This is a genomic window from uncultured Campylobacter sp. (genome assembly GCF_938030785.1).
GTDB lineage: Bacteria > Campylobacterota > Campylobacteria > Campylobacterales > Campylobacteraceae > Campylobacter_B.
Window position 1 is genome coordinate 1 of sequence record NZ_CALHIK010000102.1, and the last position, 13,398, is coordinate 13,398.

Below are 13,398 nucleotides of genomic sequence, written 5' to 3' on the forward strand. Positions count from 1 at the left end.
TAAAATACAAAAATTCTAGCGACGGCGTGCAGAGAAATTTTGAAGCGATTTCGGAATTTTCTAAAGATATGTCAAAAGGCGAGGAGAAATCATCGAAGTGGAAGAGCAAGGTCTTGGAGGATAAATAGCCTGGCTTGGGTTTCTTTGCGTTGATCTAACTTGGGCTTTGCCGGCTTATTTCGGAGCTTCGCTAAATTTAGCTTTTGATTCTGCCGATTTTAGCCTCGGACTTCGCCAAATTTAGCTTTTGACTCCGCTAAATTTAGACTTGGTTTTGAATCCCCTTAATCTTAACCTCCGGCTCTGCGTCGTAGCTTTTGCGGCGCAGAGCCTTTTATTTAAATTTCGAATTTTTTGCGCCGCATACAGCTTCTGTTAAAATTTTTACTTTTCTACGGCTTCTACGACGGCCGCATCGCAAAGCGGCATGTTCAGTCCAAACCTATCGCGGGTTCGGACAGCGGCGGCGGCGCGAGGTACCTCAAAGCGGCATGTTTAGTCCAAACAGCGCCTATCGCTACGGCGCGGCGCGTTTAAATTTAACGCCGCGATCTACCGCCTCTAGCGCCATGGATCCTGCGAGCTTCGGGAGCTCTTTATACCGAGCCATGCGGCGAGCAGTACGGCGGGCAGGACGATTTCCGACAACGCGTTTGCTACCCCGATGCATTTTACGACGCCACTTGTTATGAGGGTCGGTGTTAGTATTTCAAGCATGCCGTGGAGGAAGTTTACGGCGACTTTGGTAGCGAGCAGCACGGCGTACACGGCGAAAAACACGCAACCCGTATCGGCGCGCAATTTAAAATTTATGACTATCCACGCTATCGCGATGCCAAGCAGTAAAAACGACATACCGATGTCGATCAAGCCCAAGAAGGATTTGTCTATCACATAAAGAGCTATGCTGCATAGCAGCGCCAAAAGCACGGCGTTGTAAGTGTATTTGAAGATCGTAAAGACGTTCGAGCCCGAGAGCCTTTGGACGTTTGCGATCGCGTCGTAGAGAAAGACGAAGGCAAGAAGCCGCGCGAGCACCCGCACTATCTTTAAAAATTCCGGCTCGCCCTTTATAAAATACGTCGCGCCCGCAGCCAAAATACATATCGCACCGAGCGCGCCTTGTAACTTCGCTCTTTTTAAAATTTTCTCCATTTTCTCTACTTTTAAAATTTACTCGCATCCGCTCTGCGGCGCGATCATGCGATTAGACGCAACGGCAGAGCACGAGTGCTTGTTTTTTGGTGAACAGCTCGCGTTTTGCGCAGACGAAGCGCGCTTTACGCAGGCAGGTAGTGCGTTTTGCGCAACTAAAGAGCACTAAGCGCAGATAGGGCGTGCGTTTTATGCAGACGAGGCGCCGGTTTTGACGGACGGAGTGCATTTTACGCAGATGAGGCGCGCTCCGCGCGGGGTTTTACACCTATGAAGGGCGCTCGCGCGGGCAGGGCGTCCTTGCGCGCATGAAATGAAATTTACCCGCGCCTTGCTTTGCGGCACATCTCGTGGTGCGAATGGCGCTTTGCTCTGCCGCGGCTAGGTAAAATTTACGAGCCATGCTCGCTTCTTGTCGCGAGATATCGCAGCGCAGCACGAAATTTTACCGCGCCCGCTTTGTGCCGCAGATCGTCGCAGCGCCGAGGTTGAAATTTTACCGCACCGAGAAATCGTCTTACGCAAATCATCGCGGCACAAACTATCACAAACTATCACGCAGCTTACGCACCCCGTGCCGCGCATGACTAAAATTTAGGCGATGCGCGCACGAGCGAGCTGGCTCTATATTCGTCCGACTTAAAATTTAGCCGCATCCGCAGTGTCGAGTGCTGAGCGACTTTATAAGCAATTTCGCGGTAAAGAAATTCGACGATCAAAATTTTATCCCGCCGCAAAGCCGCAACTATTTAACCGGCTTCGCGGTTGTCTTTGTGCTACTACAGCCTACCTAGCGCTTTTTGGGCGTATTCGTTACCGCCGGCAGCTCCGCGTCTGTAGAGCTCTCTGGCTTTATTCAGATCCCTTGCGACGCCGTAGCTGTTCTCGTAGCATATAGCTAGATCGGTTAGAGCCTGCGCATTATTTTTTTCGGCGGCTCTTTGTATATATACGAGAGCCTTTTTATAATCCCTTGTATAATATATCCCGTTTAGATACATATTGCCTATCATCGCATCGGCCTGCACATTGCCTAAATCGCTTGCTTTTTCGTACGCCTTAGCGGCTAGTTTATAATCCCTCATTAGATAGTAGATCCAACCCATATTTTTATAAGCGAGGCTGTCGTTTAGCTCCATACCCTTTTTATACCACTTTATCCCTTCGCCGTAGCTATCAAACCTAACCTCATAAAGATAGCCTATAAGCGTAGTAGCCCTACCGTCGCCCGCCTCGGCTAAAGGCTTGAGAAATGCCAAAGCCTCTTTATATCTTCCGCTCTCATCCAGTGTGTCAAATTTATTGTAATCGCTATCCGATATACCAAATGCCGTAGTAATCGCAAATGCGCATAATGCCATTATCGTCTTTTTCATCTTAATTCTCCAGTACTAGTAGGTCTTTAAATTTATGCTTGACGCTCCTTATCGCGTCGCCGTCCTCGGTATAGTCGGTGATATAGCCGTCTTTGTCGGTGGTGAAATAGATGTAGCCGTAAGTGCTGTAATTAACGCCTACTACGCTGCAGCCCCAGAAGTTGCACGATCTCTCTACCGATAGTACTTCGCGCGGATCATATTGCAGATAGTATTTATTTGAAAACATGCCTATATCGATGTATGACCAGCCGCCGGTGTATTTCTCCATATCTAGGATATGGCGACCTTTGAGCTGGGTTAGTTCTTTGTTTTCTAAAAAGAGGTTAGTGGGGCCAAGGCCGTGTTTGTTACATCCGACCAGCATGAAGGCACAGAAAAGGGGCAGGAAAAATTTTCGCATTTTTGATCTCCTTTGTAAATTAATACGCCAAGATTTTAGCAAAAACGTAAATTTAAGTCAATGAAAAAATAATTTTTGTTTAACGTATATGGGGCTCTAATTCGGCTTTAAAATTTTTAATCACAGTAGCGAGTAAAAGGGCGGTTTTTAATTTAGATAGTAAGGATATAGCGGGCGTTTAAATTTACAATCTCGGCTTGAAATCGAGGAATTTTACTTCGCGTATAGACGCACTGACGCTAGTCGTTTGGCTTGATTGTTGCCTGGCTTGGCTTGGTTGCAGCCTGAGTCGGCTTGACCGCTGTCCGACTTAGTTTAGTTTGATTTGTTTGCCGTCCGGCTTATCCGCCATTATCGACTAGCGCAAGCCGCTAATGTCGGCGAAAATTTTAAAATTTTATTCCCTCTGTTTAAAAAGCCGGCTTATGCTCCCTGCGGCGCGCCGCTTTAAAATTTTGAAATTTACTTAAATTTCATCTTTGCCTATTTTGAAAACAAACATCTTGCATGCATTGCAAAAGGCGGGAATCAGGCTAAATAGGCGCCCTTTAAGACTCCAATGGCTTTTATACATTTTTAGCATTGCAGCCTCCCTGACGAATCTGATATGCGCGCTATCCCAGCCCTGCACCTCCGCGCCGCCGCCGATGCCCATTTTAAAGGGTGCGTTTTGCATGTGTTTCATCGCGTCGTGGCGCTTGGAGTCGAATTTTCTAACCGAAAACTCGCTCATAAAGTCGCTCAGCACGTAGCCGCGGAATTTTTGCGCAAGCGCGATAAAAAATTTTTTAAATTCCTCTTTCTTAAAATACATACTCACCCCCTCTAAAATGAATATGTAGCCCGCGTTGCCGTGCTTTGTGGCTAGCTCGTCCATCCACGAAAGATCCAGCATCGAGCGGGGCAGGCTGAAGTTGTTCTCCGCCTTGGGTAGCAGCGTGTCGCGTACGGCTATGACGTCGGGCAGATCGAGGTCGTAAAATAGGGCATTCGGCAGGACGTGTTGGAGCCTAAGCGGGCGGGTGTCGAGCCCCGCGCCAAGCTGCACGATGATAGGGCAGTCGAACTCCGCCGCGAGCCGCAGCGTCTCGTCGTCGAAAAATTTCGCGCGGATCACCGTGCCTGTCTTGCTAAGGCGTGCGTCGTCGAATTTCGCAAAATCATAATCGATCTGCTCTACGACGGCGCTTGAAAAGGGATCGTTTAGGATCGGATCCGCGTCTTTGAAATCCAGATGGCGCATATAGACGTTGATTAGTAGCGTCTCGGAAACGCTATCTTTAAAATTTGGCTTTTGCATATCTTTCCTTTCTATCGTATCTATCGCGAGCGAGCTTTCGGCGCAGCGGCTATGCAAGGGCTTTTTAGATTGCGGCAGCCCATTCATCACAGATTTTACTCGCGGCGTGAAATTTATATTGATTATTATATAGCGCAAAAGTTAAAAACCTGCTTTTGTGTCGAAATCACCTATTTTGCAAACAGAGCGCACAGGAGAGCCTTTAAATTTAGATCGGCTCTCGACGCTTTAAGCTTGGTATTGTATAATCACCGGTTTAAGGGAGAAAATTTTATGGAAAAATCGCGTTTGGGATTACTGCAAACCGAGGCTATCGCTACGCTTAGCGATGCGGAGCTCGCGTCATTCGAGCGCTCCGTCGTTAAAAAAGGCTATGTTTATTATAGCGATACCCCGAAGGTTTTTATTTTCAAAACCGGCTCTGCAAAGCTGTCGTTTTTCGAAGACGGCGAGGAGTTTATAATAAACTATTTGCAAAAGGGCGGTATCACGATTTTAAATGAAATTTGCGCTTTAGAATTTTTGGAAGATAGCGAAATTTACACGATCGACGTGGACGGTTTGGGTGAAATTCTGCAAAACAAGGAATTTTGCGAAATTTATATAAAAATACTTACGAATATTATTTTGATGCAGCGCAAAATCACGCGCTCCATTCTTTTTGAAAACGCCAAGGGGCGGATCGCAAGCTTTTTGATCGAGCTTGCGAACGAACAAAATTTTCATCAAAATGGCTTTAAATACGTTTTTTTACCGTTTTCGCTTAAGGTTTTGGCGTCTTTTATAGGACTAAAGCGCCAAAGCACCAGCACCGCATTTAACGAGCTCGTGAAGGATAATGTCATCAAAAAGGTCAGCCAGCACGAGTTTTTGATTTTGGATTACAACAAGCTTCTGGATTACTGCGTCTAAATTTAGCGCAGACTTCGGTGCGGCGTAAATTTAAAATCTAAATTTAAAAATAGGCTAAATTTAAAGAGTTTGAAATTTAAAAGGCGCGAACCGTAATTTCAAATGCTTGAAATCAAAAGCTCGCGCCGAATGGGTTTTGATTGCGCGCTTTCTAAGGCGATTGCGCCCTAAATTTAAAGCGCGATCCGCCTTAGTCTTTCTTTTTCATATCGAATTTATTTGTCATAAATCCGACTAGACCGACGAAAAATAGACCGCCGCAGACATTGCCTATAGTAACCGGAACTAGGTTTTTAACGATGAAATTTCCCCAGTTTAGTACTTCCAATTTTTCGGCGGTTATGCCGTGCCCTAAAGCCGTAGCCGCCGCAGCGATATCTCCGCCGTTTGCGGCGATGTAGTGGCCTTTAGCGATGATAGCTTCGGTGATGATAAACATATTTGCAACGCAGTGCTCCATCGAGCAAGCGACGAATGCGCCGATCATCCACATAATGGCGAAAAATTTGCCCGCTAGATTGCTCTCGCTCGTAGCGGTCCAGATGGACATACATACGAATACGTTACAGAAAATTCCGCGGATGAACAGCTCGTGAAACGGCGCAGTGATCTTGCCGATACCGGACGGAATGAAGTGCTGCAAGATGTAGCCGTCGTATTTTAGCGGCAAGCCGGAGTAGTAGTACATATACGCGATTAGCGCGCCGCCTACGAAGTTAAAAAACCAAACGATCGCCCAATAGCCAGCTGTTTTGCCTACAGGTAATTTGCCGTCTGCGACGGGAACGCCGGTAAGAACCGAGCTCGTAAATAGGTGACCGCCGTAGAAAACGACCATCATGAGACCGCAGCTAAAGGTGATACCGCCGATGAAATTCGACATGCCGATCGATTGCTTTTCAGCCATTCCGACGGTTGAGTGAGCCCAGAAAATATCGCCCATAGCGATCGCTGCACCCGCCATTATAGCTAGAAAAATTACGCTCATTAGCGGGGTATGCGCCTTGTGTTGCATCGAACTAGATATCGCTTGCGCGGTTTCTGCAGGATTTAACATTTACTCCTCCTCAATTAAATTTGAATCAATTTCTAAAATACGCTCATAAGCTTTTTGCGCGCTTTTTTTTGCGCTTTCGCTTAGCCCTTCTTTAAAATCAAGGACATTATCAAGCAGCACGCTGATGCCCAAAAACAGCGTCTTTGGGCAAATTTTGCGCAGATAGCTTAGAAGCACCGGCGTAGGCAGATTGTGCGTCGAGTAGATGTAATCGCGCTCATTGCTAAGATCGAAAAACTCGATCTTGCCGTCATTAAAGCCGCTCATCGCATCTACTACGATTAGAATTTCAGGGGCGAATTCCCTAAGGGCCGCAAATTCGTTTTCAGGTACATCCTGCCCGTAAAAAACGCGCCAGTCCTTTAAATTTGCCTCTACTATTCGCCCCGTTTCGTTACCTACGTCATCGTCGCCGCGAAGGGGATTGCCGATACAAAGCAACGCCTTTCGCATCAAAAATCCTTCCTAAGCACGAAGTATCCTTCGTGCATATCGCTCAATAAATCCTTAAGCTTACATTCGCAAAGCTGCGGTATGAGCTTCGCAGCGTGCTCGGCGAAAATTTCGACTTCAAAATACTTGCTTAGATTTCCGATTTTAAATTTAACGTAATCGCCGGAATTCTCGATGATACGGTTAAATTCCTCGTCGCTGATATCAAGAACCTTTTCGCTAAAATCGATCGTACCTACGCCGTGACCGACGCAGGTAGAAAAAACCTTGATCTGCTTTAGCTCTTTTGGCAGTTTTTCATTTTCGTCCATATGACGCTTCGTAAGCTTAAAAACCTGAATCATCGCTTGCTCCAAACCTCTTTTTCCGCATCGATCTTAAATTCCTCTCCCGCATTAGCGTATTTTAGATATACGTCGTTATGCAGGATCGCCATACATTCGGCATATCTTGGATCTTCCTCTGCATGGATTGCTTTAAGCATCGCTTCGCACGAAATTTCCGGATTATGCGCGTCTGAGGAGCCTTTGATCGCGTCCATATATTTCGCGAATAAAACTCTTCCGAAAATATAGCTCATCAGCCTTTTGGCCTCGGCTTGCAGATCGCGCTCGAATAGGATATTTCCTATAACGGAGTTTTCAACCGGCGGCGGAAGCGTGCTGTCTTGCTCGTAGCTTTTTTTGTGAAGTTTTTGATCTATGATGCCAAGCGCCATGCCAAGCCCATAGATAATGCTAGCAGGATGCGGAGGACAGCCCGGGATATATACATCTACCGGGATAATCTTATCGATACCGCTCCAAACGCTATATGCGTCATGGAAAATTCCACCCGTGCTTCCGCAGGCTCCAAGAGCCACTACGATCTTAGGGTCTGGCGCGGCTTCGTAAGCGCGAAGTAGCGGATAATACATCTGGCGCGTAACCGGGCCGGTGCAGACTAAGATATCTGCGTGGCGTGGGTTTGCGACTAGTTTAAAGCCAAAACGCTCCGGATCCCACATCGGCGTAATAGCGGCAAAAATTTCGATCTCGCAGCCGTTACAGCTTCCGCAGTCGATGCGGTAAACGCTGAAGCTTCGTTGGATATTTTTTAGATGCTCCAACTTTGCAGTTAGATCGTTTGCGTTTTTAATATTGTCGGGGACTTGATATAAACTCATTTTATTGCCTCCTCTAAACCTTTAGTCATTCTCTCAACCGATTGAGCCTTTTTGCATTCAGGACAGATATAGAGGTATTTTTTAGCCTCTTCCAATCTGCCCGGGAGTAAATTTGCCGTACTTAGCTTCTCTAGGGTGTAATTTATAAGCCTTTTTGGTGACAAAGGCTCGCCGCAGCAGCTGCATCTTTGCATCTCAAGCTCGCCGCGCTGAATAAGCGCGCTTTTGTCAAATTTAACGGCTAGCTCAAAGCTGCTTCCCAGCCTTACGGCGCCGGTAGGACAAACTTCGTCGCAGCGTCCGCAAAATATGCAGCGTCCGCAATCAAACTCCCAAACAAGCTTGGTTTGAGCCTCGTTCATCTTAAGCTCGATCGCATTGGACGGGCATGCGATTCCGCATGCCGCACAGCCTATACAAAGCTCGTAGGTGTATTCGGGCTGACCGCGAAAATTCTCGGGTACGATATAAGGCTCGAATGGATAAGCATAGGTCGCTTTACCGTATTTTTCGGTAATATCGAATAACTTCATCATCTTAAATCCTTTTTACTAGCCTTGCCGTCTTGGCAAAATTTCTTAAGGTCTTTTTCGGTTAGAATTTTACTCTTTCCACTATTAATATCAACTAAAGTCACGCGCTCGGTGCAGGAATAGCATGGATCGAGCGAGCAGACGATTAGCGCGGCATCCGAGATATTGTTTCCGCGGAATTGATAGCGCAAGCTCGGCCAGTTGTTATACGTAGCGGCGCGGCATCTCCAGCGATAAACCTTCTGAGCGTTGCCCTGCATGATCCAGTGGACGTTTTCGCCGCGCGGCGCCTCGTCGTGACCTAGAGCGTAATTCTCCGGCTTGATCATCGTTTGAGGATCGATGCTGATCGGAGTTTGCGGCATCTGCTCAAAGCATTGGCGGATGATATGGATCGATTGCTTAAGCTCGTTATATCTTACGATCTCGCGGCTTAAAACATCGCAGCCGTGCTCGACCGCAACTTTAAATTCGATCTTGTTGAAGAAATCATACGGATGATCGTAGCGGTTGTCGCGTTTAAAGCCCGAGCCTCGCATATTAGGACCCACCGGGCTAAAGTCGCGGGCTATGTTTCTATCCAAAATTCCCACGCCCTTCCAGCGTCCGATTTGGCGTTTGTCCTCCATCACGGCATCCCAAATTTCAGAAATTTGAATGTCGAGTTTATTGATGATCTCGATACCCTTGCGGATCTCGTTATCGGTCATATCGCGGCGAAGACCGCCCATAATGACGTTGCCGTAGGTTTTGCGGCCGCCGGTTACGAGCTGGGCTAGCTCCATAGAGTACTCGCGCACTCTAAAGATATGCATGAAAGCGTTGTAGTTGCCCGTTACCTCGCAAGCCAGACCGATATTTAAAAGGTGGCTGTGAAGGCGCTCGATCTCAAGGCAGATGACGCGGATAGCCTGCGCGCGAAGCGGAATTTCAAGCCTGATGGCCTTTTCCGCCGCTTCGATACAAGCGATCGCGTGAGCGTAGCCGCAAATTCCGCAGACGCGCTCTGCTAGGTAGCCCATCTGATCGTAGTTCATTCTGTTTTCGGCTAGCTTTTCCATACCGCGGTGCTGATAAAACAGGCGGTAGTCCGCGTCTATAATCTCGTCGCCGTCGCAAAATAGCCTGAAGTGCCCCGGCTCATCGCTCGTTACGTGAAGAGGTCCTAGCGGAACGTCCACTACGCCGTCGCCGGTAGGGAATAAAAACTCCGCATCCGGCTCATCTTGATGAGCGACCGGATCCGGCCTATAGCGGTAATCCATCGCGTCTTTTCTTAGCGGATGAAGTCCGTCAGGCCAATCATCGCTTAAAACTAGGCGGCGTTTATCAGGCAAGCCCTCGGCGATCAGGCCGAACATATCGAAGGCCTCTCTTTCGTACCATACGCAAGCAGGCACCAAAGGAGTTACCGACGGGAAGGTCGGATCGGAGCCAGGGATCAAAGTCTTAACCGTAACGAAGCATTTGTCTTCGGCGGCGAAATCGTCCGCCTCGGTCATCTTTGAGCCCTCCATCGATATGGCGTAGTAAAGCGCGAAATTTCCGTTTATTTCGCGCTCATCGCTAGGGATCATCGTGCTGAGAAATCCGCCGATGTCGTAATATAGCGTTTTGACTGCAAGCGGAAGATCGTTTCTATCTACTAAAACGGTGATCTGATCCTCGGCTTGGCGGGTTACGTCCAAAATTTTAACTTTGGTTCTTAAAATTTCTACAAATTTATCGCCTCTCATTTTTAACCTCTCATCATTATTTGAACGCCGTTGTTGACGAGCGACCAGAAATCTTCTACATGCCAAACACCGAAGATTATAACTAAGGCGCAAAGTAGAATCAACGGTAAATTTTCAAACAGGCTCATCTCTTTTGCGTAAACCACTTCGCCTTTAGGCTGGCCGAAGCTTGCCATATTGAAGTGCGCGAAGTCCGCAACGAAAATAATTACGAGCGCGATCGCAAATAACGCTACCGCAAAATATTGACCGTTTTCGATCGCTCCGTGGAATACATTAAATTCGCTGACGAATATCGCGAACGCCGGTACGCCTACGAGCGAGCAGACCGCAGCGCCGAACATTATCGTAGTAATCGGAGCGATCTTTATCATACCGCCCATCTTGGTCATATTTTTATGGCCGTAAATTCTAGCGATATTGCCGGTAGAGCAGAATGCAAGAGCCTTAGTAAAGCTGTGGGCTAGGCAGTGAAAGATCGCTGCGAATAGTCCAAATTTACCGCCGACACCCAGCGCAAACGCGATAACGCCCATATGAACGACCGAGTGGTAAGCAAACATTCTCTTTACGTCGTGCTGACGGACGAGGAAAATTCCTGCGACAAATAGCGTGATCGTTCCTGAGATCAACATTACTTGGCAAACGAAGGTAGATCCTACCGCCTGAGCGGTCACGGCATAGTATCTAAATAGCGCAAGCATAGCGCATTTTAAAAGTACGCCAGAAAGCAAGGCTGAAATCGGAGCCGGTCCTTCTGCGTGGACGTCTGGAAGCCAAGTGTGAGTAGGAGCAAGTCCTGCTTTGGTACCAAAACCGATCAATGCAAAGATAAAAATAAGCTTTATAGCATCGTGGTTTAAGCCTTTGGCGTGATCCATAATGCTAGTCCAAAGCATCGAAGCTTGGCCGTCGCCTGTGATTTTGAATGTAGCCGCATATAGTAAAACCGTCGCATAAAGTGCAAACGCTAAGCCGATCGAGCAGATAACGATATATTTGTAACCGCTCTCGGTAGATTTCTTATCTTTATGAATAGCGACCAAAAATACCGAAGCTAACGTAGTAGCCTCTACCGCAGCCCACATAAACGCGACGTTGTTGCAGATAACGCTAAGCGTCATCGTAAAAACGAAAACGTGGCAGAGCGCATAGTATTTTCTAAGATCGCTAAGATCCAAATGACCGCCCTGTATCTCCCATTTCATATAGGTGGTGGAGTATAAATTTACCAAAAAGCCCGTTACTGCAATTAGTACTAAAAATACACAGCCGAGGCTGTCTAAAAATAGAAATTTATTGAATTCGTAAAAAGGCTCCCAGTTTCCGCTGATAAGTTTGCCCACATTGCAAAGCAGTGCTGCCGAGGTAACCGCAGAGATCAAAACATGCAGCATACTAAGCAGTTTGAAATTTTTAGGACATAAAAACAGTATCAACGCACCGACCAAAGGAAGAATCAATATAAAAAGTAAACTATTCATCTTTATCCCTTTAAATTTGAAGCTTTGGACGTATCAAGCCCATCGTAAGCTTTGTAAAATCTAACCGCCAAGACGCTCATTATGATGACCGCGAAGATGGCGTCGGTTAAAATTCCAAGCTCGACTAGCTCGTGCGAATTGTAAGCCATAAGCGCAAGGCTTAGATGGATGCCGTTTTCAAAGAGGCAGTAAGCTAGAATTTGCTTGATGAAAGAATTTCTAAGCATGAAGCCGAAAATTCCCATCATAAATACGGTTACCGCCGCAATTAGCATGATTCTTTCCTGAATTAGCGAGAATTCTAAAAGAATCGGACTTATCGTCATTGCAATCGCCAAAGAAAATCCCATAGCGATAACTGGGCTTACGAAAAAGCCGCCCACCGGCTCATCCTCACTGATGACGCCGAGTTTTTTGATTAGGAAAAATACGATTCCCGGCACAAAAAGAACCTTCGTAAAAAACGCCACTACCGCCCAAATTTTAAGCTGCGGCGCATTGAAGGTAGAAGACAGCATAAAAAATATGCTCACCAAAAGTAGCGTCTGAACTGCGTAAATTCCGACGGAAAGTTTTAAATTTCTAAGTCCGAATACCGCTAGCGACGTTATTATCATACAGATTGCTAAAATATCGATACTAGTCATCTTAAAATCCTACTACGTAAAGCGTTAATGCCGCAAAAGCGATGGCAAGAGCGCCGCATGAAATTTTACGAAGGCTCGAAGTCATTCTAAATCTCGGTCCGAAGTTGTCGATGAAGACTGCGGCGACGTAGAACACGCCAGCTTTTAGGACGAAGATTATGATGGCCAAGAACGGATTGCTAAAATTCCATGGCTCAAATATCGTTAAAAATAGACCGATCATCGCAAATTGCTTCAAAATCAGCGCTGCTTGTACTAAGCCAAGATCGCTACCTGCGTATTCGCCAAGTAAGCCTTCCTGAAGCTCTTGCTCAGCTTCGGCAAGATCAAATGGCTTTCTGCCGGTTTCTACATACATGCACCATAAAAATGCGATTGATGCGACGGCAAAGCTTGGAATTTGATAGCCTATCTCTCCGCTTCGCACCATATGCTGAATCTCGACTAAATTTGAAGTACCGGCCGCAAGCATAACCGCAACCAAGCACATCATCATCACAGGCTCAACATAAACTGCAAGCATCTGCTCGCGTCCGCCGCCGGTTGCGGCAAACGGGTTACCGCTATCTATTGAAGCCGCACCGAATACGAAGCGTAAAAGCGCGCCCAGATATAAGATAACGAAGATATCCGAATATGCTCCGAAAATTTTATCGGTGGTTGGATCGCTGTAAGTAATAGGAATAGCCGCTAGTATCGCCGCCGAAGTGGCAAATAAGAAAAACGGCGCCCATCTAAATACCCAGTGAGAGCACTCAGGCACGGTTCTGCCGCGTCTAAATAGCTTTATGATGTCGCGATACGTCTGGAAAAAATCGCTGCCTTGTTTTGATTGCAGTTTGGCTCTTAGCTTTCTGGCCATACCGTCAAATAGCGGCGCGACTAGGACGATGACGACGACTTGAAATATCATTAAAAATATAGTCTGTAAAATTTCCATCTCACGCCCCCTATATCAAAAAGTAGCTAACCGCTAGTATCGCGCAAAGATATACGAGGATATATAGCGCGTAAACGTTGGTGTAGCCGCTTTGCATTATGCCTATTTTATCGGCTATTTTCTTGCTCCACTCGATCACAGGCTCGTAAAATAGCCCCCACCAGATATCTTTTGGATGGTTGTGGTATTCGACCGGGTTGAAATAGCCCTTGGTTACGACTTTTCTCTCGCCTTTAA

The 13,398-nt window shown here is 46.8% G+C and carries 14 protein-coding genes and 1 pseudogene; 1 reads left to right on the top strand and 14 read right to left on the bottom strand.

Annotated features, from left to right (window positions below):
* Window positions 1–561: 561 nt before the first annotated feature.
* The 4 genes from Q0438_RS05720 to Q0438_RS05735 form a co-directional block, all read right to left on the bottom strand.
* A complete protein-coding gene (locus Q0438_RS05720) occupies window positions 562–1,155 on the bottom strand; it encodes a hypothetical protein (protein ID WP_299188411.1) in 594 nt (197 codons plus the stop codon).
* A 779-nt stretch (window positions 1,156–1,934) separates the two neighbouring features.
* On the bottom strand, window positions 1,935–2,531 hold the full coding sequence (locus tag Q0438_RS05725) for a tetratricopeptide repeat protein (RefSeq protein ID WP_299188413.1): 597 nt from the start codon (window positions 2,529–2,531) through the stop codon (window positions 1,935–1,937).
* Between the two features lies 1 nt (window position 2,532).
* On the bottom strand, window positions 2,533–2,934 hold the full coding sequence (locus Q0438_RS05730) for a hypothetical protein (RefSeq protein WP_299188415.1): 402 nt from the start codon (window positions 2,932–2,934) through the stop codon (window positions 2,533–2,535).
* 466 nt (window positions 2,935–3,400) lie between these two features.
* Window positions 3,401–4,234 (bottom strand): class I SAM-dependent methyltransferase, encoded by an 834-nt coding sequence (locus Q0438_RS05735; protein ID WP_299188417.1) that lies wholly within the window; start codon window positions 4,232–4,234, stop codon window positions 3,401–3,403.
* Window positions 4,235–4,507: 273 nt separating this feature from the next.
* On the opposite strand from Q0438_RS05735, the gene Q0438_RS05740 reads away from it, so the two are divergent.
* Window positions 4,508–5,146 carry a Crp/Fnr family transcriptional regulator gene (locus tag Q0438_RS05740; RefSeq protein WP_299188419.1) on the top strand — a complete coding sequence of 213 codons (639 nt, stop codon included), beginning with the start codon at window positions 4,508–4,510 and terminating at the stop codon, window positions 5,144–5,146.
* Between the two features lie 190 nt (window positions 5,147–5,336).
* On the opposite strand, the gene Q0438_RS05745 is transcribed toward Q0438_RS05740, so the two are convergent.
* From Q0438_RS05745 to Q0438_RS05790, 10 genes and pseudogenes are all read right to left on the bottom strand, one after another.
* On the bottom strand, window positions 5,337–6,203 hold the full coding sequence (locus Q0438_RS05745) for a formate/nitrite transporter family protein (protein WP_299188422.1): 867 nt from the start codon (window positions 6,201–6,203) through the stop codon (window positions 5,337–5,339).
* On the bottom strand, window positions 6,204–6,656 hold the full coding sequence (locus tag Q0438_RS05750) for a hydrogenase 3 maturation endopeptidase HyCI (protein ID WP_299188425.1): 453 nt from the start codon (window positions 6,654–6,656) through the stop codon (window positions 6,204–6,206).
* Window positions 6,656–7,000 (bottom strand): formate hydrogenlyase maturation HycH family protein, encoded by a 345-nt coding sequence (locus Q0438_RS05755; protein ID WP_299188427.1) that lies wholly within the window; start codon window positions 6,998–7,000, stop codon window positions 6,656–6,658. The genes Q0438_RS05750 and Q0438_RS05755 overlap by 1 nt, the downstream gene beginning before the upstream one ends.
* Complete coding sequence (locus Q0438_RS05760; protein ID WP_299188430.1) at window positions 6,997–7,821, bottom strand: NADH-quinone oxidoreductase subunit B family protein; 825 nt, start codon at window positions 7,819–7,821, stop codon at window positions 6,997–6,999. Before Q0438_RS05760 ends, Q0438_RS05755 begins: the two co-directional genes overlap by 4 nt.
* Window positions 7,818–8,357 (bottom strand): formate hydrogenlyase complex iron-sulfur subunit, encoded by a 540-nt coding sequence (locus Q0438_RS05765; RefSeq protein ID WP_299188432.1) that lies wholly within the window; start codon window positions 8,355–8,357, stop codon window positions 7,818–7,820. Before Q0438_RS05765 ends, Q0438_RS05760 begins: the two co-directional genes overlap by 4 nt.
* On the bottom strand, window positions 8,354–10,090 hold the full coding sequence (locus Q0438_RS05770) for an NADH-quinone oxidoreductase subunit C (protein ID WP_299188435.1): 1,737 nt from the start codon (window positions 10,088–10,090) through the stop codon (window positions 8,354–8,356). The genes Q0438_RS05765 and Q0438_RS05770 overlap by 4 nt, the downstream gene beginning before the upstream one ends.
* Before the next feature lie 2 nt (window positions 10,091–10,092).
* Window positions 10,093–11,574 carry a hydrogenase 4 subunit F gene (locus tag Q0438_RS05775; RefSeq protein ID WP_299188438.1) on the bottom strand — a complete coding sequence of 494 codons (1,482 nt, stop codon included), beginning with the start codon at window positions 11,572–11,574 and terminating at the stop codon, window positions 10,093–10,095.
* A gap of 2 nt (window positions 11,575–11,576) precedes the next feature.
* Window positions 11,577–12,221 carry a hydrogenase 4 membrane subunit gene (hyfE, locus tag Q0438_RS05780; RefSeq protein WP_299188441.1) on the bottom strand — a complete coding sequence of 215 codons (645 nt, stop codon included), beginning with the start codon at window positions 12,219–12,221 and terminating at the stop codon, window positions 11,577–11,579.
* Between the two features lies 1 nt (window position 12,222).
* The gene (locus Q0438_RS05785) at window positions 12,223–13,161 is read right to left on the bottom strand and encodes an NADH-quinone oxidoreductase subunit H (protein ID WP_299188443.1); all 939 of its coding nucleotides are present in this window, start codon (window positions 13,159–13,161) and stop codon (window positions 12,223–12,225) included.
* 10 nt (window positions 13,162–13,171) lie between these two features.
* Window positions 13,172–13,398, bottom strand: a pseudogene (locus Q0438_RS05790) (hydrogenase 4 subunit B); the annotation flags it as partial.